Here is a 20,255-nt window from a genome sequence, read left to right as displayed (position 1 = left end):
ACTTCCGCCCTTCGTGTGAATCGCTGCTCTATCCGACAGAGCGCTCAGCTTCAGCGCCCTCACAGTTTACATATACACACCGCCGTTAACATTGATCTGCTGGCCGGTGATATAGTCACCATCGGCGGCCAGGAAGACCACGGCTTTGGCAATCTCTTCGGGTAGACCAAACCGCCCCATTGGAATACGAGCCTTGATCTGCTCCTGAATCTGCTCTGGTACCTTAGCCAGCATATCGGTCACTGTAAAGCCAGGCGCCAGGGCATTCACTGTGATGTTATACTTCGCCAGTTCAAGAGCTGCGGTTTTGGTGAAGGCGATGATACCACCCTTCGACGCCGCATAGTTGGCCTGACCAAAATTACCTGCCTGACCGACAAATGAGCTGATATTGATAATACGGCCGTACTTCTGCTCCATCATCGTCTGCATTACGGCCGTCGTGCAGTAGTAGACGCTGTTGAGATTATTTTGAATGACGGTGCTCCAATCCTCATCGGTCAGTTTGCGCAGGGTGCGGTCGCGGGTAATACCGGCGTTATTCACCAGAATATCAACTCGTCCCCAGCGATCAATCACTTCCTGCACCATACGGCGAGCCTCATCAGCCTGGCTCACATTTGCCCGTATCGGCATTGCTTCGCCACCATTGGCGACAATAGTATCTACCACCTCTTGTGCTGCGGCCTCACTACTATTGTAGTTGACAGCAACTTTGGCGCCCTCTGCGGCCAACGCCAGCGCAATTGCCCGTCCAATCCCCCGCGAAGCGCCGGTAACAATTGCAACCCGGCCGGTTAACTTGCCCATTCCTACCTCCAAAACGTGCGATTTTTGTTCCTGGAGCCGGCAACACCAACGCTGGGTGCCGGCTCGTAGCCTCACAATTGTAGCACACCTACATTCGCTCGAAGATCGCAGCAATCCCCTGCCCACCACCGATACACATCGTGACCAGGGCATAACGGCCACCGGTGCGGTGTAGTTCGTGAATTGCTTTGACGGTCAAAATACAGCCGGTGGCGCCAATCGGGTGACCGAGGGAGATACCACTACCATTGGGATTCGTGCGATCAGGCGGCAACTCCAGATCGCGGATCACAGCCAGCGCCTGCGCTGCAAAAGCTTCGTTGACCTCGAAAAGATCAATATCACTGATGCGCAAGCCGGTGCGCTCAAGCAGGCGTCGTACAGCCGGTACCGGGCCAATCCCCATATACTTTGGCTCAACGGCTGCGTGGCTGTAACCGACCAGACGCGCCAGCGGCTTGTAGCCACGCCGCTCAGCGGTGGCCCGATCCATCAGCACTACCGCCGCTGCTGCATCATTGATGCTCGAAGCATTGCCGGCCGTCACCGAACCATCCTTCAGAAACACCGGGCGGAGCTTGGCCAGCTTGTCGATGGTCGTATCGCGGCGTACCCCTTCATCAACCATGAATTGGGCGGTACCACCCTTGACCTTAATCTCAACCGGCACGATCTGATTGGCGAAACGTCCTTCGTCAATCGCCCGCGCTGCGCGCATATGGCTCTCGTAAGCCAGTTGATCCTGATCTTCGCGGCTGATTCCCCACTTTGCCGCCACGTTTTCGGCAGTTACCCCCATATGGCAATCGTCAAACGGGTCGGTTAGGGCACCGACCATCATATCGACGACCTTTGAATCATTCATACGGGCACCGAAACGCATGGCCGGCAAGCTGTACGGGCCACGGCTCATACACTCGGCACCACCGGCAACGGCTGCTTCAGCATCACCTTGCAAAATGTATTGGGCCGCCGACACGATAGCCTGCAACCCACTACCGCAGAGCCGGTTAAGCGTTAGGGCTGGAGTCTCTACCGACAGACCGCCGCGTACCGCCGCATAGCGAGCCAGATACATATCATGCGGTTCGGTATTGATCACGTGCCCGAAGACCACATGACCGATTTCGTTTGGTTGCAGGCCAGAGCGGGCAACTGCTTCACGGGTAACCAGTGCCGCCAATTCGGTTGGCGGAATATCCTTCAAACTACCACCAAATGTGCCAATGGCCGTGCGCACGCCGCTGAGCACCACGACCTCTCGCTTCTCGCTCATGACGACCTCCTTGCGACGGATCGCCGGGCGACTCCGCCAGTTACTTGCCGAACTTCAAGGAACACGTACAATTATATCAGGATTAGCAACAAGGAATGGGTTGAGAAGATCTGTCATCGTTCATCGTGCCAAACCACGCCCGATCATTTCGATTTCGGCGGGGAGTAACCCGACTGTAACTTCATGTGGTATATTTCACACACTTCATACAACAGATTTCCTCATCAACCCAGCAGGAGGTCGGGCATGGTTCAACGCAGCGCAGCGATGAGCAATGTAGCGCTAAAGGACAATCGACAGGTCACCATTCGGGCACTCGTGGAAAGTGACCGGGCAGCGCTGACAGAATTTGGCTTAAGTCTTCCCAAAGATGATCTCCTCTATCTGGAAGAAGATTTTACCAACCCCGAAATTATTACCCGCCTGGTAAATGCCTCGTTCGCCGAAAACTGGCGGCAGATGGTGGCCATTGCCGATGATGGCTCAATCGCTGCCTATGCATCAGCACGCCGGGTACCGGGCTGGTCGAACCATGTCGCCGAACTTCGCCTGCTCGTCAAGCCGGGATGGCGGCGCTGTGGCCTTGGCATGCAGATGGCGCAGGCCATTGTCGAAGCAGCTCGTGATTTAGGTGCGCAAAAGGTGACAGTAGCGATGTTAGCGGCGTTGAAAGCCGGTCAGGCCATCTTCTCGCGCCTGGGATTCGCGGTTGAAGGTCAGTTGACACGCCACGCCATTGATCGCAACGGCGATCTGCACGATGTGGTGATTATGTCGGCGTTTTTGAAGGTGTGATCATCCAATACAGGCAGCAACAGTCTCACGTCTCATCTCTGGCACAGTGGCAGGTTACGAACCCGATATTAAGAGCGGCTCTTTTCCCTGTCAATGTTTTACGGAGATTATGAATGAAACGTTTTTTGAGCGTATTACCCAACGACGTAAAACGGCCATTGCGTAATGCTCGTGACTTTGTGATTAGAGTGAAAAACCTGATGTTATACCAGGGCAAAAACCATTTTTGCCCTGTTTGTCAGAAATCATTACGTGCATTTGCACCTTACGGTCGGTCACGCCGTAAAGGTGCTTTGTGCATTTATTGCGGTTCTTTAGAGCGTCATCGGCTATTATGGCTCTATTTAACCCAAAAAACTGACTTGTTTGATGGCAGACCAAAGGATGTTCTTCATATTGCGCCAGAACCATGTTTCAAACCAATCTTTCACCAAAAGCTAGGGTCTGGTTATATCACGGCTGATCTGAACGACGATCACGTGATGGTAAAAATGGATATCACGAATATTCAGTATCCTGATGCGTCCTTTGATGTGATACTGTGCAGCCATGTTCTCGAGCATGTGCCAGATGATCGAAAAGCCATGCGCGAGTTCTGGAGAGTCCTGAAACCAACCGGTTGGGCAATCCTGTTAGTGCCGATTATGGCCGAAGTGACGTTTGAGGATCCCAGCATTGTCGATCCACAAGCACGATTTATTGCCTTTGGACAGGAAGACCATGTTCGTGTGTATGGACGAGATTTTCCCGACCGGTTACGTGGGGCAGGTTTTACTGTGCAAACAACCACGGTTACCGATCTCGTCCCCGACCCTGAAGCAGCCGTGCAGATGGGTTTAACCAAAGATAGTGGAGAGATCTACTTTTGCACAAAACTTCCCGGGTAATTGTCTGTGCTTCCCCCATTGACAACAACCTGTTCCCCTGCTATACTCACCACCAATTGCAGAACGCTGCACTCATCCAGAGCGGTGGAGGGACCGGCCCTGCGAAACCGCGCCAACCCGGCGGAAGTGAACCTGACGGGTGGCAACTCCGGCAGCATAAAGCTGGCAGATGAGAGGAGAGCGGCGTCTTCCCGTTAATCGGTAGAAGAACGTCATCTGACCTCTCGTCGCCTTGATGAGAGGTTTTCTTATGGCTATCGATCAGTTTACCGGACCCAGTACGGCCGCAGTTCACGCGGGTGAACCGCGTCAGCGTGCATTTGATGCCATCACCCCACCGGTTGTTCACAGTGCCACCTACACCTTCCGTGATAGCGCTGAGTTGATCGCTTTCCAGTCAGGCGACCTGGAGCGTGAAGAGTACGGTCGCTACGGCAATCCGACTGTACGAGCCGTTGAAGCGCGATTAGCCGCTCTCGAATCACCAACGGCACCTGCCGCAGCACTGCTTTGCGCTTCCGGGATGAATGCATTAACGACGGTGATGCTGGCACTTCTCCCATCAGGAAGCCACGTTATTCTGACCGATGACGGTTATCGGCGCACCCGCCAGTTCGTGCGTACCATGCTGGCCCGGCTGGGTGTGACGCATAGCGTTGTAGCTGCCGCCGATCCTGCCGCGATTGCGGCTGCTATCGAGCCGGGACGCACTCGCCTGATTGTTACGGAAGCGCCTACCAATCCTTACCTGCGGGTGATCGATCTGGCTGCCGTGGCAAGCATTGCCCGCGAGCATCGGATTAAGACGCTCATCGATGCCACCTTCGCTACCCCCTACAATATGCGGCCACTGGAATACGGGATCGACCTGGTGGTGCATAGCTGTAGCAAATATCTGGCAGGTCACAACGATCTGCTGGCCGGTGTGATCATTGGTCGGCCACCCATCATCAGTGCGCTGCGCGAAACTCAGGGTATCCTCGGTGGTATCTGTGATCCGCATACCGCGTATCTGCTCGGTCGTGGGTTGAAGACCTTCGCCCTGCGCATGGAGCGCCACAATCACAATGGTCAGGCAGTAGCCGAATTTCTGGCCCGTCATCCACGGGTAAGCCGGGTGCATTATCCGGGATTACCCGAACACCCCGACCACGCCGTCGCCCGTGCCCAAATGCGCGGCTTTGGCGGCGTTGTCTCATTTGAAGTAGTCGGCGATTTGCAGAGTGCCATGGCTGTGGTCGACCGGTTGCGTCTGCCGTACATTGCACCGAGCTTTGGTGGTGTTGAAAGCCTGGTTGAACAACCGGCACTTATGAGTTACTATGAATTGAGTAGTGAAGAACGGCTGGCGGTGGGTATTCGCGACAACCTCATCCGCCTTTCGTGCGGGATTGAGGATGTGAGTGACTTGATCGCCGATCTGCAACAGGCTCTTGCCGACGAATAACCTATGCATTCTACCCTTCAGCGCCGGCTCGCTGCCGGCCAGATTGTCGTTACCGGCGAGATTGCACCGCCAAAGGGGGCGGCACGTAGCCATCTCGAAGCATTGGCCCGCAACATTCGCGATTATGTCGATGCGGTCAATTTGACCGACAACCAGCGCGGTATTGCCCGCATGTCGTCGCTGGGTGGGAGTGTCATTTTGCAACAACTCGGCATTGAGCCGATCATGCAGATGACCTGCCAGCATCGCAATCGGATTGCCCTGCAAGCCGATGCGCTCAGTGCAGCGGCCCTTGGTGTTCGTAATTTACTGGCAATGACGGGTGACCATCCCCGGATTGGCGACCATCCAGAGGCCAAAAATGTCCTCGATCTCAATTCATTCCAACTGATCCGGGTCTTACGCACGCTACGCGATCAGGCGACGTTCCAATCCGGTACGCCGCTCAAAGAGGCGCCACGATTCTTTATCGGCAGCGTCGCGAACCCCAATGTTGAACGGGCTGCCCGCCTTGAGAAAAAGATCGAGGCCGGTGCCGAATTTGTCCAAACGCAACTCATCTTCGATGTCGGGCGATTCCGGCAGTGGATGGCCGATGTACGCGCAGCCGGTTTACACCAACAGGCGTATATTCTGGCCGGCGTGATGATCTTGCGTCGACCGCACTCGGCCATCTACCTGCGCGATCACCTGCCCGGTACCCTTATGCCGGAGACGGTGATTGAGCGAATGCAGCGGGCTACCGACAGCGAAGCGGAAGGGATCACCCTGGCTGCCGAACTGGTCAACGAGCTACTCAGCGTAGAAGGTGTGGCCGGCGTTCACATTATGTCGGTTGACTGGACGCGGGCGATTCCACGGGTCGTGGAACAGGCCGGTCTGTTACCCCGGCCACCGGTACCGTCAACCGAAGAGAATGTGCTATAACATATGTAGTACATGCTGATCGATGAAAGTACCACTATGGCTATCATTTTAAAATCTCCTGCCCAGATAGAACTCCTACGTGCTGCCGGTCAACTGGTGCGGCAGACGTTTCAGGTGCTGCGTGAGCATATTCGGCCAGGGGTAACGACGGCTGAACTCGATGCAATTGCCGAAGAGTTCATTCGCTCGCACGGGGCCGAGCCGGTATACAAAGGGTATGTACCCGCCGGACGGCGGAACTACATTCCCCCTTTTCCAGGCACGATCTGCGCTTCGATTAACGACGTGATTTGTCACGGTATTCCGAGCAAGCGTGATCGCCTCCGCCAGGGTGATATTGTCGGCATCGATATCGGGCTACGCCTCAACGGCTGGATCGGCGATGCGTGCGAGACCTTTGCTGTCGGCGAGGTTGATGATGAGACGCAACGACTCCTCGACGTGACCCGGCGTTGCCTTGAATTGGGGATTGAGCAGGCACGGGTAGGCAACCCCTTGCGGGCAATCGGTGCCGCAATTCAGCGCCACGCTGAAGCGAATGGCTTTTCGGTGGTGCGCGAATATACCGGTCATGGCCTGGGGCGTAATCTCCACGAAGAACCGACCATTCTGCATTACGACGATCCCCAGCAGACCCGCAAAATCGTCGCCGGGATGGTGTTCACAATCGAACCGATGATCAACGCCGGCACAGCCGCAACTAAAGTTGATCGCGATGGCTGGACGGTGCGCACTGCTGATGGCAAGCGGTCAGCGCAGTTCGAGCATACGCTGGCTATCACCGAAGAAGGGCCGATTATTCTGACGGCCTGAGCAGGAGGGGGATCAACGATGACGCTCGAAGAAGCTTTGATCGCAGCACTCGCTGCCGGTGATCGATCACGTGCCATCGAGATCGCGACCGAGTTGCATGCCCGTGGTATCGATGTACAGGCTATTGAGGCTGCACTGGCTGCCCAACCTCAGCTTGAAGAGCAGCTTTGGGCAACGCTCAACGAAGTTATCCCGATTTCACGGCGCGCACTAAAGCGACGAGCGATCCGTGCCGCCGAAGAACGGGATTGGGGGAACTGGGAAGAAGGGCGTCGTCGTTGATCTGGAGAAATGCGTATCCTGCGCTCTCACCCGACCTGCTATTGCACCCGGTAGATGACGATGGTCTGCTCACCACTATCGTCGCGAAGCATGATTTCTACCTGATCAGGACGGAGTAATCCACGCGACAAGGGATCGTAATTCGGCACACCCTCGATATAGTAGTAGTAGACGTTGCCCTCGTAGTGGAAACCCCGCACATTACTTGAGCGCACGAAAACTCCTGGTTTGACTTCGATGACGGGATCGATGATCAATCCGCTAAGACGACCCTGAATTTCATCGGTCAACCGAGACAAATCCGGTGTCGTGGTCAACGACGGGCGCGGTGGTGCGGATAACAATAGCCAGACAAGTACGCTTAGTAGCAGGCACAACTCTAACCCCACCATGATAAAAAAGAGGTTAGCGCGACCTGATCGCCAGAGATTCGTTATGGTTATTCGCTGCTCTGCCCCAACCGACGCCATTGGCTTGATCATGACGATTTCCTTGTGCACGTGACTGGATACCGGTTCTTGTGACTGTCATGCAGGCCAGGAAGTTAAGTGAGTATAGTGTAACAAACCACCGTAACCAATGCCATAGGTCTTCGGTCATATTTTGCTGAGAATAATCAACGTATCTGAAAGAACGTATCTCACCACTCTACCGTTACCGATGCCAGATGTGGCCGAAGATATGACATCAAGTGAGTTTCGCGATCAGAACTACACCACCACCCGACCAAAGCGCATCAGTTGCAACAATCTTTTAGATGAGAGGGTCTCATTACTGTCGAAACAGATACGGTACAATCTCTTGTGGAGTTTTCTCGTCTCACAAGCATTTTCTGCACAATGCCTGCCTGTAGCGCTTAATAGACGTACAATAGCTCTGTAAAGTTCCATCTATAGGATTATTGCGATGAATCGGCGACTGTTGGATCTCTTGCGAGAAGGTATTGCCCTGCTGGGTGGTGCACTTGGCGGTTTACTCGTGGTGCGGCTGGTGCTGAAATTGCTGGCCGCCCGACCCGACAGCCCGGCGGTGACCTGGCTCTACCATCTGACCGACCCTATCGTGGCAGCACTGGCAATGATGGATCGCGATCAACCTCGTTTTGGGGCAATTCTGGAACTGAGCACGCTAGCAACCCTTGTCTTGATTGTAAGCCTGACGGCCCTGATCTGGGTTGGCCTGGGAAGGATGCAGCACCAATGAGTGAGCAAATTGCGACAATCTTAAGCTGGTTACTCGTCATCATGTTGGTTTGTTTGACGCTTGCGGTTACGGTGCTCTGGCTGATCTGGCAACGGTTACGAAACCTGAATGTACCGCCGGATGCCGGTTTTTTTGAAACGATGCATTATCTGCCCATCGCACTGCCCATTGCCCTCGATTTGCTCGATTTTGGTCTTGACATTCTGGCAGCTCCGGTTAGCTGGCTGCTACTCGACCGACTGGGCTTGCGCGGCTTACGCAATAAAGCTGCGGTTGAAGCCCTCATTCCATTGACACAACCGATTCCTGTCTTCACACTGGGCTGGTTTATTGCCCGTCTGACCGGTTTGGGCAAGACGATTCTCGAAGAACAACGGCAATAGGCGCGAGTGAGGGGTAATGATGCATGCCCCTCACTCTACGGCACATTACCCGTCCGGTTACCGCATGGGCAACGGCGGATTAAAATGCCTGGAAGCGGAGACGAACAACACCATGTTCATCGCGCAGGGTCAGCGTCCCGGCGTTTAATTCGTACTGCGTTACAGCCTGCAACGCCTGATGAAACATCATCTCCTGAGTAGTCACTGCATCATCGGCGCAGGCCATCAGAGTCGTCACCACGTCGCTGATAGAGATTGTCGTTCCTTCAACACGATAGCTACCGCTAAAGGAATTACAACCGGCAAATCCGCTTATACGTCCGGTGTTATCAAACGCCATCGATAACGCCTGTTCTGATGGTAACGGTGGTTGACCCTCAAGTTCGATCAACTGCCACTGTCTATTGGTAAGATCAGTGGTGGGTATGCTACGATTCGTACAGGCTACCAGGAACATAACCAGTAGGAGCATTATTACCCGGATTGCACTCATAGGAAGATGTCCTTTCATCGTTCTGGTACATTCGGCGATGTGTCTGTTGATGCCTGTCTCCCCAGAACTCGCTGTTGGGCGGTGACGTCAGGCTATCAGTCAATCTCCAAACGTGAATCAACAGGCAAATGTTCCACAACCATTCACAACAAGCGACCCATCGCCAGCACTCTATCAATCAGTCTGCGCTACAATAGATAGAGAGATACGTCATACAAGGATTGAAAGATGATTATCCTAAACTATGCCCATCCCATCACCGCAGCGCAGCAAGAACAAATCGTTGCATTGACCGGCCAGCACATTGATCGATTGCTTGACATTCCCAGTCAAATCGATCAGCAACAGCCGTTACTCCCGCAAATCGTCGCCATGGCCGATGCTGCCGGTCTTTCGCCTCAGCAATGGCAGAGCGAAGCGATCCTGGTTAATCTCCCAGCTCTCAACTTCAGTGCCGCTGCCCTGCTGGCCGAGCTGCATGGCCGCATGGGATACTTCCCGCCGGTATTGCGAATTCGTCCAATAGCCGGTTCGTTGCCGCCTCGCTACGAAGTGGCCGAAATACTCAATCTCCAGGTGCTACGCGACGAAGCACGTACCCGTCGTGCTCAATAACCTTGCCGGAGAACCGTCTATGAATAGTCGCCTGATTTACCTTGACTACGCTGCCACAACACCGCTCGATCCACGAGTACTGGAAGCGATGATGCCATTCCTGACCGGCATGAGTGGAAACGCATCCAGCATCCATCAGGTTGGCCGGGCTGCATTGCAGGCGTTGGACGATGCGCGTGAGCAGGTAGCGCTGGTGTTAGGGTGTCAGCCAAAAGAGATTGTCTTTACCGGCGGCGGGAGTGAAAGCATTAATCTGGCCATCAAAGGGGTGGCCATGGCGCTACGGGCCCAGGGCAAAACCCATCTCATTAGCAGTACCATCGAACATCACGCCGTTCTCCATGCACTCGACTACCTGGTGGAATATGAGGGGTTTACGGTAACCCTGCTACCGGTTGATCGCACCGGTCGCGTCCAACCTGCCGATCTCAGTACTGCAATCCGCCCCGAAACCGCGCTCGTCTCGGTGATGTATGCCAACAATGAGACGGGTGTCATCCAGCCGATCACCGAGCTGGCAGCCATCTGCCGCGAGCGTGGCGTGCTCTTTCACACGGATGCAGTGCAGGCACCCGGCCAGTTACCGCTGGATGTGCATGCGTTGGGGGTTGACCTCCTGAGTCTAACCGCCCACAAGTTTTACGGGCCGCAGGGGGTAGGTGTATTGTATCTGCGCCGGGGAACACCGCTGGTGCCACAGATCAACGGTGGCGCTCAGGAACGCCGCCGCCGGGCCGGTACGGAGAACATCGCCGGTATTGTGGGGTTGGCCAAAGCCTTGAGCATTGCCGAGAGCGAGCGTACCGCGCACGCGAATCGATTACGAGCATTGAGTGAACGCCTGATTGACGGGGTGCTTACCCGCATTCCACAATCGTGGCTGAATGGCGACCGCCAGACCCGACTACCGGGCATCGTTAATGTAGGTTTCGCCTGTATTGAGACCGAAAGCCTCTTACTGCTGCTCGACCAGCGCGGCATCTGTGCCAGTTCAGGAAGTGCCTGCACCTCTGGCTCACTCGAACCGTCGCACGTCTTACTGGCAATGGGTCTCTCACCCGACGAAGCCAACGGCTCGATCCGCTTCTCCCTGGGCCGCCAGACCACCGATGAGCAGATTGACACTCTGCTCGATCTGTTACCCGATCTGGTCGCGCAATTGCGAACGCTGACGCCGTGTGCGTGATGCCGGGAGTGCATACCTGGCGTGCATTGTTTCTATGCTCTCTGTTTGATGAGAATATCTGCCCACCCATCAATCAAACCGGCAAAGGCTAGCGGGACACTCGAGCAACCGGTTTGTGTGAAGAGGGATAGCTGGATCACCGCTTACGCTGGGGATGCGCCGGGTCCACTTCTGCGCTTAGGATGGGGTGGAGGGTAATGGGTTAGCGTGGATCATATTCCCATGCGCCCAGGTATGCTCGTAACCGTCACAACGCGCATCGGGAGTAGAGCATTATGGGCGGCGCGAAGGCATGGCTTCTGCACGCCAGACTACGCGACACGAGAATACCTGCGTAATCGATCCGCATCAGAAGGCGAGGTATTGTCGTCACTTACCCCACCCGACAATGCTTCGGATGGGGGCGGTATTCATAGCAGGCTCGCGTGAGCAAAACAGAAGGGGCGCACCTGGAATGCGCCCCTTCTGTTGCGTATGTAGCGGGCTATTAAGCGTCGTAATACATCATGAACTCATACGGATGCGGGCGCAGCGACAGACCGACAGCCTCTTTGCGCTTGGTTTCGATGTACGTTTCGAGCAGATCGGTCGTGAAGACATTGCCCTTGAGCAGGAAGTGATAATCCTGTTCGAGTGCATCAAGGGCTTCGGTGAGCGAGCCGGGTGTGCTGCGAATGTCGCCCTTCTCTTCCGGTGAGAGTTCGTAGATGTCAACATCGAGCGGCGGTGGCGGCTCAATCTTGTTCTGGATACCGTCGAGACCGGCCAGCATCATAGCAGCGAAGGCGAGATACGGGTTGCACATCGCATCCGGCGCCCGGAATTCGATACGGCGCGCCTTGGGTGATGAGCTATAGGTCGGAATACGGATCGCCGCCGAGCGATTGCGCATCGAGTAGACAAGATTGATCGGAGCCTCGAAGCCCGGTACCAGCCGGCGATAGCTATTGGTGGTCGGGGCACAAATTGCCAGCAGCGCCGGAGCGTGCTTGAGAATACCGCCGATGTAGTACTGGGCCGTCTTCGAGAGCAGAGCGTATTGCGTCTCATCGAAGAAGAGCGGCTCGCCATCTTTCCAGAGGCTTTGGTGGGTGTGCATACCCGATCCATTGTCGCCGAAGATCGGCTTTGGCATAAAGGTAGCACTGTAGCCGTGCGCACGAGCGACATTGCGCACAATATACTTGTACTTCTGCACCTTGTCGGCCATATTGACCAGCGAGTCAAAGCGCATATCGATCTCGCACTGACCGGCGGTTGCCACTTCGTGATGGTGCAGCTCAATCTCGATCCCGATCTCCATCATCTTCAGGATCATCTCTGAGCGAATATCCTGAAGGGTATCGGTGGGTGGAACCGGGAAGTAGCCCTCTTTGTGGCGGATGCGGTAGCCCTTGTTGCCACCCGGTATTTCAGCGCCGGTATTCCAGACCGCTTCCGGGCTGTCGATATAGTAGAAACCGTGGTTGGCTCCCTGACCGAAGCGTACATCACTGAAGAGGAAGAATTCAGCTTCCGGCCCGAAGTAGGCGGTATCGGCAATACCGGTCGTCTTGAGATAGGCCTCGGCCTTTTTAGCAACCGTGCGCGGGTCGCGGCTGTAGGGCTGGCGGGTGATGGGATCGATAATGTCACAGATCAGTACCAGTGTTGGCACACTGAGGGTGGGATCGATAAATGCCGTTGATGGATCGGGCACCATCAACATATCGCTCTCGTTGATGGCTTGAAAACCCTTGATCGACGACCCATCAAAGCCCAAACCCTCGCGAATCATATCTTCAGTCAGCCGCGAGGCCGGCAGCGAATAGTGCTGCCACCCACCAAAGAGATCGGTAAAGCGGGTATCAACTATTTGAATTCCCTTGGCTTTGATCAATTCGATAACGCCCTTCGCATCCATCGTCATACAAGTCTACTCCTTGCTACACTAGAACGAACGCGGTCCTGCAGAACGAACGTGGTCCTAAAACAGGCAACGACGCCGTGGTACATTTGTGACCAGCGGCGTCGTATTCTTCCTGTCGGTATCCGTAATTGGGAAGCAGATGATACGCGACAAGCGTGGCAATCGGCACACCCGCTACAACCGAAGCTTTCAACGCGATGCGGCATCGCAACGCCGAAATGTCAACGGTTAAGCCGGGCCACATCAGTGTTGGCCGGAGCGCCTACGCAGGCGACGTGCAACATCTGCACCCATTGGGTAGTATAGCGAGCCAGGAGTATCGTTACTACGTTGAGAGGGTACAATCTTCACCATTGCCGGATTGGATGCTTTGCCTAATGTGCAGTGCTTACCGGGGCGTGCCTGACCGCCAGGTACAATGGGACATCATACGATGGCTGCATCACACGGCCCGTAAGCCAGTCTGGTCTGAAGAAGCAAACAGTGCTTTAGCCAATGGTACATACGCCGCTGCACGACGCACATAGTCACGTGCGGTCGGGTTGTTGCGAATGGCAACCGGATCAACGATGCCCTGATTGTGCCAGGCGGCCAGCGTTCGCCACGAAACCGGTTGCCCCTCCATCACCGCCCGCCAGACCCCGCGCTCAAGGTTCGCGGCCAGATAGTGTACTGCCAGTTCGTCGTTACTGATCTCCGCCGTCAATGCGGCGAACAAAGCTCGCTGATCGGAAAATGTCGTCGGATCAATCTGGCTGCCTGTAACTTGCAACGGGATACGCAGCACACGACCATCGGCGAGTGGTACCTCGCCAGACAGAATCTCGGCGGCAACCGAAGGGCGTAAATTGGCCGGCCAGACACTAAAATTGGCTCCCCAACCGTGTAAATTGAGCTGCTGTTGGGCACCCTGGTAGAGCGGTGTCACCATTCGCAGCGGTGGCACCAGCTCTTCCGCCCAGCCAAAATTCTCGTTGTAAAGAATGGTTGCAATCACGACCGCAAACTCGCGATCACTCATCCCTGACAGATGGGGGTGGTTGTGTCGGGCCGCAGCATCCAAAATGGTGCTGCGCAATCGCCGCATCCGGGCCGCAAATTCGGGGCGCACGAATGCTTCTATGGTCGGGCCAGGGCGAGTTGGCGGCGCGGCACGCACCTGTCGCCAGGCAGAATGTGCATGGACTGGGCTAAACCACAACGCCGCGTGATCTACGCCGATCAGGCAGAGCAATACCACGATCACAAGCAAGCGTCGCATAGACACCTCTCCCGCCTGTATGATACGCACACCGCTCTGGCAATAGTCAACAGTCCGCAGACGGATATTCGTGCCGGTAGCTCCTATGTACAAAGACGTAAAAAGGCTCGCTTGTGTTCTGGTCAACATACGAGGGGTCATCAAACAGAGGACGCACAAAGTACTATTGCCGGTACGTATTATTGTTCGTTATGCTGAAAAGAGAGTGTGATGATAGCGGAACGATCCGTGAGCGCACAATGATGTGATCGCATTCCACCCTGCGCCGGTGCAGAGCCTTTACGTTTCGTTGAGGTGTATTGTCCGCATCAAGTCATTATTCACAATCTGTCAACAACCCTGGAAAGGCGCAAACGGCATGGTTCGTTCTCGCTTCATTCACGTCAGCCTTCTGCTTGCCTGTTGCACTCTTGTGATCGCCGTTATTGCCGGCTCGTCCGTATCGCTGATTGCCGCACCGACCAAACCGCAGGTCTCCCTCAGTCAGGCGCAAACCTACGATCTGCACATTAATGCCGGAACTACGATCAACTGGTTCAATGCCGACTCGGTGCCGCATCGCCTCCGTGCGGTTGATGGTAGCTGGGAAACGCCGGTGATTGCACCCGGCGAACAGATCAATCAACCGTTCACGACAGCCGGTTTGTCGGCATTCCTGTGTGATTTCGATCCTGCCATGCGGGGCACTATTGTTGTACAGTCTACCCACGCTGTCTTTGTCCCGCTCGTGGCGAATATCACCGCTGAACGCTGGTCTGACCCGGCAACGTGGGGTGGCCGGTTACCCCAGGCCGGGGATGCCGTGACCATCCCGGCAGGCAAGGTGGTGCTCCTTGATGTCAGCCCACCACCGTTGCAGAGTTTGTTGATCGAAGGTGAATTGCGCTTTGATCGGCAAAATCTCAATCTCACTGTGGGCTGGATCATGCTGCACGGTCGCGGACGGCTACAGATCGGTACGCCGACGGAGCCGTTCACCCAGCGGGCAACCATTACCCTGACTGCGGCAAACCTGGATGAAGATGTGATGGGTATGGGAACCCGTGGCATTCTGCTGATGGGTGGAACGTTTGAAGCCTATGGTCAGACTCCAGATCGTATCTGGACGCGACTGGCCGATCACGCCGCTACCGGAAGCACAACCCTCACCCTTGCCGAGCCGGTTAACTGGCAGACCGGCGATCAGATCGTGATTGCGCCGACCGACTTCTACGGTGTCGCGGAGACTGAACGGTTGACCGTACAGGCGGCGAATGAAACGCAGGTAGCGCTGACGACTCCGTTGCAGAAGGAGCGTTGGGGGCGGTTGCAGTATGTCAGTCCGACCGGAATGACGTTGACGCCAACGACAGAGGTGACCCCGCTGGTGCTCGATGAACGGGCTGAGGTGGGGATACTCTCGCGGCGGATTGTGATCCAGGGTGCCGATGATGAGCGCTGGCGCAATGATCGCTTTGGCGCACACATTATGGTGATGGGAAACGGTGTCCTGCGCCTCAACGGGGTTGAACTGCGTCGAATGGGTCAGGGAGGCCGGTTTGGGCGCTACCCAATCCACTTCCATATGCTCTCGTATGCGGCAGATGGGAGTTTGATCGGGGATGCAACTCAGCAATTGGTTGCGAATTCCAGCATCTGGAACTCAGCCAACCGCTGTATCACCATTCACGGTACCAACGGCACCACCATTCGCAACAATATCTGTTACGACATCGCCGGACACGCGATCTTCCTGGAGGATGCTGTTGAACGCCGTAACCTGATCGAGAACAACCTGGTCTTGAAGGTACGTCAACCACCTGTACTGCTGTTGAACCACGACCGTGAAGCATTTCGCCGTGGCCCGTCCGGTTTCTGGATCACCAACCCCGATAACATTGTGCGCGGGAATGTGGCAGCAGATGCAGCCGGCAATGGTTTCTGGCTGGCTTTTCCCGAACGTCCACTCGGATCAAATAAACTGGTTCCGATCCGCCCCGCCAATACGCGATTGGGTATTTTCAGTCACAACGTTGCCCACTCGAACGGCAAGCCCGGCATTAATCTCGACTTTGCGCCGTTTGATGATGCGGGCAATACACGCGAGAGCAGGTACATACCAACCAGTGACGAAGGACCAGATCGGTACAACGCCAATCGAGTACGCTTCACGTTTAGTGACATCACAACGTACAAAAACAACGACAACGGTCTGTGGAATCGAACCTCCTGGCCTGATTATGTTCGCTTCGTCTCAGCCGATAATACCGGGATGTTTTTTGCCGGCGCTGGCGATGATGGCAACATTCGCGACTCGCTCATCGTTGGCGTGAGTCTGAGCAATCGAACGCCAACACCGATCCACGATCAACCGAATGCGGCGGTAGCCAGCTATCACAGCACCTTCGACATCTTCGACAACGTGATTGTCAATTTTGCGCTTTCCCCTCGTCTTGATCGGGCAAGCGGTGCTTTTGCCACCAACGACTACTATACCCGTCCGGTTGATCGGGGGCTGATACGCAATCCCAACAACATCCTGATCAACAGCCATCCGGGCCGCCGAGTCATTTCGCCCAATATCAACACCCCGGTCGGTAACGCGGCCATTGCCGGGGCACTCTGGGACCCGCACGGCTACTGGGGGCCGGCAGGTAACTACTGGGTGTATGATATTCCTTTCCTGACCGCAGGCAAATCCTGTGTGCCGGTCAGTGGTGAAGATCATACAAAGAGTTGCAACGGGCCATACTTTGGTGTCTTTGGCTTCAGAGTAGATGGAAGTCCTCTCTTCGAGCCGAGAATGCCGCTGACTATCTCCCGACTTGATGCCGGCAACCAGATCATCGATCAGTGGATCGTCGAGGATGGCAGCGGAGGTAGTCGCAATACGTTCAACATCGTGGCCCATATGCGCCACTTCGCTGCTGTGCCCAATGGTCGCTACCGGATAGAGTTTCGCGATGCGGTAACAGCACTGCCTCCCCCAACGCAAGAGGTCAAACTGAACCTTTCTAACATGCACACGACAGCCGACAAATTGATTCTGGCCGTGCCATTCAGCGGGAGCCGGACTGTGCAGGCGTATCTCACAACCCGCGAGTTGTATTGGGACGTTCAGCAGTTGGGAACGCCGGTACGCTATCTGACGCAAGTTCATTCGTTCGCTTCCCTGCTCACAACCGATAACAGCTTCTGGCAAGACAACGCCAGCAATCAGGTGTGGGTCAATGTGAGTGGTGGGATGGCGTTACCAGGGGGTGAACCGGCTAACCCCTTGTCGGATGAAGCGCTGTATCGGGTGACGTACCTGCGCATCTTCGCGCCGTAGTTGGAGCGGGTGATGAGAGGTTCGCTAAACAGCCGAACCTCTCACACTACTGCCCAGGCGGATGGCAACGTCAGACAGACCTGCTCTGCCCGCTCGTCGTCGCTATGACCCGCAGGTAAACCGCTGCGACCCGCTCCTGATCGTGAGCACGGCTGGCGCGACACGAGCAATGTATCCGGCAACGGTCTCCTCGCCGAAACGTGATCATGCTGCGTGTGGAGCGGAACCGCTGGTTCTGCGTTTCCAGGCTCAGGTGTGGTGGCAGAGTGATTGTCGGATCACGCCACCCACATCGACCTATCAGAAAGTCACCACGAAACAGTGACCATCACATTCAAGCGATCAAGCGCCACACCGGCATAGCGACTATTCCTGATATATTCGATAGTCGGAGTCACCGGCTGACCGGCAACGGTCATGGTGATCGCTTCACCGGCAGTTTCGGGCAAGAGGAAGCGCACATAGGCAGTGCGACCACTCCCGGTCACATATAACTGCATGCTCTGATCATTGCGTTGCCAGCGATAGGCGACATAACCATCGGATGCCGGATAGCGGGCAACCACTTCAACCCGGGTGATAGCCGGCTCTACCGGCCAGCGCGGGCTAATAATCGCGTCATCGTAGCGGCTGGCCTCATCAACAATGCCGGCCAGACCTTCAAACAAGGCCCCTAGCATTGCGCTGGACCCCCAACCGTCGGTAGGAATCGTATCAGGACCGGAAATACCGGGCCGACCGTCGGGGTAGTACCACAAATACGACGCATTTGTCAGCCGGAGCAAATTGGCGTAGCGACGCAGGATATCGAGACCATACGGCTCGAAGCCGAAGGTAAAGGCGCCACGGGCCAGCTCACCGCCGACTAACGGCATAATGCCGCCATTCACATACTCGCCGGGTTGTTCGCCTTTACCACCCGCCATCCCGAAACTACCTGCCGGGAACGGTGGATCGATACTGTACCACTCGGCGAAGGCACGATTGAAGTCACGGCGGGCATAATAACTCTCGACAATGGCCTGAGCCTGACCAACCGAGAGCACGCGCCGGTTGAGCGCATAGGCATTGGAGAGACTGATCTGATTTGACGCATCCACACCAACCGGAGCGAAGGTGGGGTCCTCTGGCACAAAATGGGTAAAGAAGCGCCCATTCCAGGCCAGATCGTTCAGCCGCTGCATGATCTCGTCAGAGAGCTGAAAATAGCGCTCGACCCGTGATTGTTCGCCAACCCGCTGTTCGATGCGGGCCAGCAACATCAGGGCATAAGCCAGCCCGGTATTATCGCCGTGGAAGGTACCCCAAATCGTATCGGGTTCGATCCAGTGGCGTGGTGCCGGTTTACCATCAGGGCTGATCGTGGTGGGGCCATAGGCAAAATCCCACATATCAATCGTATAGGGACGGCGTACCAATCCCCGCTCGGCATTCCAGCGCAGAGGATTGGTAGTGATGTAGTCGACAGCCCGACGCAACGCCGGCAAATGGCTACGCAACCATTCATCATCACCGGTCATCTGCCAGGCTTCGTATACGCCCTGAATGTAGAGAAATTCGACATCCGACTCCACCTCTTTGCGGAACGCCTGCACATAGCGGTCGGGATAATCGATCACATCAGGGAGGCTACCATCGGGTAACTGCGCATCACGAAAAGCGTCCAGCAGGCTGGTGACATCGTGCTCGAAATAGCGAAAGCCACGTCCCTGGTATACGTGATCACGAAGCCAGAGTAACGGGTTGTCGGGCGAACGATACCCGCTGATGAGACGACCGTTCAGTTCATAGCTCACCCGCGCCTCGGCCATCAGTCGCCGAATACGTGGGTATAACGAGTCGATGTCACTTTGCCCGCTGATCAATCTGGTTTGGGCGTCAAGAGTGACGATCTGACTGCGAGCACCGGCCAGCCTGCCATTGATCAGAGCTATCGCCCACTGCGGCCCCAACGCACCTCCTGCCGGCAACACAATCTCCCCTACGCCGTCTACGATGGTAGTTTGCCCTTGCGCACTCAGACGCGCTTTGGCATCGTAGAGCTGGACATCAACCACACCACTGTAATCAGGAACCTGTACTGTGATGGGAATGGGTTGTAGTGGCTGAACCATCGTCGCGGATTTGGCTACCGTTAGCGAGGCACGTTGTGGCGCAGGAGCCAATTCAACGACCGCCGCAGGGATCTGTTCGCGCCAGTTCGTCGGTAGCAGCTCGGCGACTGCACCGCCATTTTCGAGGGCTACAATTTTGATGGTAGCAAAGTACTGGACCAGCGCATCATCAACCCAGCGTGGTTCGCTTAAGGGGGGGCCAACTCGCGTACCGCCTGCTGCCTGCCATGCGCTACGGAATGGCTCGTTAACTGTTTCAGGTGCCGGCTCAGGCGTTGAACTGCAACTGATGAGTACTGTGATGATCAGGAACCAGAGAAAATGTCGTTTCATAACAGGCATTATAGCGGAATCTGGCAAACGTAACGCATGCGCAGTAGAACGGACAACGACAGCGAGTGTCATCCGAAGTGATGAACCTGTTGCAAACCATCGAAGTTTCAGCGACATGGCCACACGATGCGGTATCACCCTGACCGCAGATTGAACAATGCAACGCAAGACGGGCATCGATCACGGTTGGGACGGAGGCATAGCCCCCGCA

Annotated in this window: 18 protein-coding genes and 1 riboswitch; of the genes, 11 read left to right on the top strand and 7 right to left on the bottom strand. The window is 55.6% G+C overall.

Annotated features, from left to right (window positions below; translation table 11 throughout):
- Positions 1 to 66 precede the first annotated feature (66 nt).
- Positions 67 to 810 carry a 3-oxoacyl-[acyl-carrier-protein] reductase gene (gene fabG / locus CAUR_RS07630; protein ID WP_012257346.1) on the bottom strand — a complete coding sequence of 248 codons (744 nt, stop codon included), beginning with the start codon at positions 808 to 810 and terminating at the stop codon, positions 67 to 69.
- A gap of 88 nt (positions 811 to 898) precedes the next feature.
- A complete protein-coding gene (locus CAUR_RS07625) occupies positions 899 to 2,086 on the bottom strand; it encodes an acetyl-CoA C-acyltransferase family protein (protein WP_012257345.1) in 1,188 nt (395 codons plus the stop codon).
- Between the two features lie 246 nt (positions 2,087 to 2,332).
- On the opposite strand from CAUR_RS07625, the gene CAUR_RS07620 reads away from it, so the two are divergent.
- The 6 genes from CAUR_RS07620 (at position 2,333) to CAUR_RS07595 (ending at position 7,237) form a co-directional block, all read left to right on the top strand.
- Positions 2,333 to 2,881: a GNAT family N-acetyltransferase gene (locus CAUR_RS07620; protein ID WP_012257344.1), complete on the top strand. Its 549-nt coding sequence runs from the start codon at positions 2,333 to 2,335 to the stop codon at positions 2,879 to 2,881.
- Positions 2,882 to 2,994: 113 nt separating this feature from the next.
- Positions 2,995 to 3,768 carry a class I SAM-dependent methyltransferase gene (locus CAUR_RS07615; protein ID WP_012257343.1) on the top strand — a complete coding sequence of 258 codons (774 nt, stop codon included), beginning with the start codon at positions 2,995 to 2,997 and terminating at the stop codon, positions 3,766 to 3,768.
- Positions 3,769 to 3,837: 69 nt separating this feature from the next.
- Positions 3,838 to 3,944, top strand: a riboswitch (SAM riboswitch).
- Positions 3,945 to 4,018: 74 nt separating this feature from the next.
- Positions 4,019 to 5,215 carry a trans-sulfuration enzyme family protein gene (locus CAUR_RS07610; protein WP_012257342.1) on the top strand — a complete coding sequence of 399 codons (1,197 nt, stop codon included), beginning with the start codon at positions 4,019 to 4,021 and terminating at the stop codon, positions 5,213 to 5,215.
- A 3-nt stretch (positions 5,216 to 5,218) separates the two neighbouring features.
- Positions 5,219 to 6,142 (top strand): methylenetetrahydrofolate reductase, encoded by a 924-nt coding sequence (locus CAUR_RS07605; RefSeq protein ID WP_012257341.1) that lies wholly within the window; start codon positions 5,219 to 5,221, stop codon positions 6,140 to 6,142.
- A gap of 36 nt (positions 6,143 to 6,178) precedes the next feature.
- The gene (map, locus tag CAUR_RS07600) at positions 6,179 to 6,955 is read left to right on the top strand and encodes a type I methionyl aminopeptidase (protein WP_044233851.1); all 777 of its coding nucleotides are present in this window, start codon (positions 6,179 to 6,181) and stop codon (positions 6,953 to 6,955) included.
- Positions 6,956 to 6,973: 18 nt separating this feature from the next.
- Positions 6,974 to 7,237 (top strand): hypothetical protein, encoded by a 264-nt coding sequence (locus tag CAUR_RS07595; RefSeq protein ID WP_012257339.1) that lies wholly within the window; start codon positions 6,974 to 6,976, stop codon positions 7,235 to 7,237.
- Positions 7,238 to 7,275: 38 nt separating this feature from the next.
- On the opposite strand, the gene CAUR_RS07590 is transcribed toward CAUR_RS07595, so the two are convergent.
- Positions 7,276 to 7,719: a hypothetical protein gene (locus tag CAUR_RS07590; protein ID WP_015909063.1), complete on the bottom strand. Its 444-nt coding sequence runs from the start codon at positions 7,717 to 7,719 to the stop codon at positions 7,276 to 7,278.
- 424 nt (positions 7,720 to 8,143) lie between these two features.
- On the opposite strand from CAUR_RS07590, the gene CAUR_RS07585 reads away from it, so the two are divergent.
- The gene (locus CAUR_RS07585; RefSeq protein ID WP_012257337.1) at positions 8,144 to 8,440 is read left to right on the top strand and encodes a YggT family protein; all 297 of its coding nucleotides are present in this window, start codon (positions 8,144 to 8,146) and stop codon (positions 8,438 to 8,440) included.
- Positions 8,437 to 8,823: a hypothetical protein gene (locus tag CAUR_RS07580; RefSeq protein ID WP_012257336.1), complete on the top strand. Its 387-nt coding sequence runs from the start codon at positions 8,437 to 8,439 to the stop codon at positions 8,821 to 8,823. Before CAUR_RS07585 ends, CAUR_RS07580 begins: the two co-directional genes overlap by 4 nt.
- Before the next feature lie 79 nt (positions 8,824 to 8,902).
- Here the strand turns inward: CAUR_RS07580 and CAUR_RS07575 are convergent, their stop codons facing one another.
- The gene (locus CAUR_RS07575; RefSeq protein WP_015909062.1) at positions 8,903 to 9,316 is read right to left on the bottom strand and encodes an META domain-containing protein; all 414 of its coding nucleotides are present in this window, start codon (positions 9,314 to 9,316) and stop codon (positions 8,903 to 8,905) included.
- 228 nt (positions 9,317 to 9,544) lie between these two features.
- Between CAUR_RS07575 and csx15 the strand changes: the two genes are divergently transcribed.
- Positions 9,545 to 9,931 (top strand): CRISPR-associated protein Csx15, encoded by a 387-nt coding sequence (gene csx15, locus CAUR_RS07570; protein ID WP_012257334.1) that lies wholly within the window; start codon positions 9,545 to 9,547, stop codon positions 9,929 to 9,931.
- Between the two features lie 19 nt (positions 9,932 to 9,950).
- Positions 9,951 to 11,117 (top strand): cysteine desulfurase family protein, encoded by a 1,167-nt coding sequence (locus CAUR_RS07565; protein ID WP_012257333.1) that lies wholly within the window; start codon positions 9,951 to 9,953, stop codon positions 11,115 to 11,117.
- Between the two features lie 487 nt (positions 11,118 to 11,604).
- On the opposite strand, the gene glnA is transcribed toward CAUR_RS07565, so the two are convergent.
- Both glnA and CAUR_RS07555 read right to left on the bottom strand, forming a co-directional pair.
- Complete coding sequence (glnA, locus tag CAUR_RS07560) at positions 11,605 to 13,026, bottom strand: type I glutamate--ammonia ligase (RefSeq protein WP_012257332.1); 1,422 nt, start codon at positions 13,024 to 13,026, stop codon at positions 11,605 to 11,607.
- Between the two features lie 442 nt (positions 13,027 to 13,468).
- Complete coding sequence (locus CAUR_RS07555; RefSeq protein WP_012257331.1) at positions 13,469 to 14,287, bottom strand: hypothetical protein; 819 nt, start codon at positions 14,285 to 14,287, stop codon at positions 13,469 to 13,471.
- A 358-nt stretch (positions 14,288 to 14,645) separates the two neighbouring features.
- Here CAUR_RS07555 and CAUR_RS07550 point away from each other — a divergent pair, with 358 nt between their 5' ends.
- Positions 14,646 to 17,597 carry a G8 domain-containing protein gene (locus CAUR_RS07550; RefSeq protein WP_012257330.1) on the top strand — a complete coding sequence of 984 codons (2,952 nt, stop codon included), beginning with the start codon at positions 14,646 to 14,648 and terminating at the stop codon, positions 17,595 to 17,597.
- Between the two features lie 308 nt (positions 17,598 to 17,905).
- Here the strand turns inward: CAUR_RS07550 and CAUR_RS07545 are convergent, their stop codons facing one another.
- Complete coding sequence (locus CAUR_RS07545) at positions 17,906 to 20,116, bottom strand: glucosidase family protein (RefSeq protein WP_012257329.1); 2,211 nt, start codon at positions 20,114 to 20,116, stop codon at positions 17,906 to 17,908.
- Between the last annotated feature and the right edge of the window lie 139 nt (positions 20,117 to 20,255).

The sequence above is a fragment of the Chloroflexus aurantiacus J-10-fl genome (assembly GCF_000018865.1).
GTDB classification, from domain to species: Bacteria; Chloroflexota; Chloroflexia; order Chloroflexales; family Chloroflexaceae; genus Chloroflexus; species Chloroflexus aurantiacus.
Note: the sequence above shows the minus strand (reverse complement) of the source record. Positions and strands in the feature narration are given on the sequence as shown.

What these genes read in the sequence shown, in the direction of transcription:
- CAUR_RS07575 (WP_015909062.1), bottom strand. Translation starts at nt 9,316, where the DNA reads ATGAGTGCAATCCGGGTAATAATGCTCCTACTGGTTATGTTCCTGGTA.
- CAUR_RS07565 (WP_012257333.1), top strand. Translation starts at nt 9,951, where the DNA reads ATGAATAGTCGCCTGATTTACCTTGACTACGCTGCCACAACACCGCTC.
- CAUR_RS07580 (WP_012257336.1), top strand. Translation starts at nt 8,437, where the DNA reads ATGAGTGAGCAAATTGCGACAATCTTAAGCTGGTTACTCGTCATCATG.
- CAUR_RS07620 (WP_012257344.1), top strand. Translation starts at nt 2,333, where the DNA reads ATGGTTCAACGCAGCGCAGCGATGAGCAATGTAGCGCTAAAGGACAAT.
- CAUR_RS07610 (WP_012257342.1), top strand. Translation starts at nt 4,019, where the DNA reads ATGGCTATCGATCAGTTTACCGGACCCAGTACGGCCGCAGTTCACGCG.
- csx15 (WP_012257334.1), top strand. Translation starts at nt 9,545, where the DNA reads ATGATTATCCTAAACTATGCCCATCCCATCACCGCAGCGCAGCAAGAA.
- CAUR_RS07615 (WP_012257343.1), top strand. Translation starts at nt 2,995, where the DNA reads ATGAAACGTTTTTTGAGCGTATTACCCAACGACGTAAAACGGCCATTG.
- fabG (WP_012257346.1), bottom strand. Translation starts at nt 810, where the DNA reads ATGGGCAAGTTAACCGGCCGGGTTGCAATTGTTACCGGCGCTTCGCGG.
- glnA (WP_012257332.1), bottom strand. Translation starts at nt 13,026, where the DNA reads ATGACGATGGATGCGAAGGGCGTTATCGAATTGATCAAAGCCAAGGGA.
- CAUR_RS07550 (WP_012257330.1), top strand. Translation starts at nt 14,646, where the DNA reads ATGGTTCGTTCTCGCTTCATTCACGTCAGCCTTCTGCTTGCCTGTTGC.
- CAUR_RS07625 (WP_012257345.1), bottom strand. Translation starts at nt 2,086, where the DNA reads ATGAGCGAGAAGCGAGAGGTCGTGGTGCTCAGCGGCGTGCGCACGGCC.
- CAUR_RS07585 (WP_012257337.1), top strand. Translation starts at nt 8,144, where the DNA reads ATGAATCGGCGACTGTTGGATCTCTTGCGAGAAGGTATTGCCCTGCTG.
- CAUR_RS07545 (WP_012257329.1), bottom strand. Translation starts at nt 20,116, where the DNA reads ATGACACTCGCTGTCGTTGTCCGTTCTACTGCGCATGCGTTACGTTTG.
- map (WP_044233851.1), top strand. Translation starts at nt 6,179, where the DNA reads ATGGCTATCATTTTAAAATCTCCTGCCCAGATAGAACTCCTACGTGCT.
- CAUR_RS07595 (WP_012257339.1), top strand. Translation starts at nt 6,974, where the DNA reads ATGACGCTCGAAGAAGCTTTGATCGCAGCACTCGCTGCCGGTGATCGA.
- CAUR_RS07555 (WP_012257331.1), bottom strand. Translation starts at nt 14,287, where the DNA reads ATGCGACGCTTGCTTGTGATCGTGGTATTGCTCTGCCTGATCGGCGTA.
- CAUR_RS07590 (WP_015909063.1), bottom strand. Translation starts at nt 7,719, where the DNA reads ATGATCAAGCCAATGGCGTCGGTTGGGGCAGAGCAGCGAATAACCATA.
- CAUR_RS07605 (WP_012257341.1), top strand. Translation starts at nt 5,219, where the DNA reads ATGCATTCTACCCTTCAGCGCCGGCTCGCTGCCGGCCAGATTGTCGTT.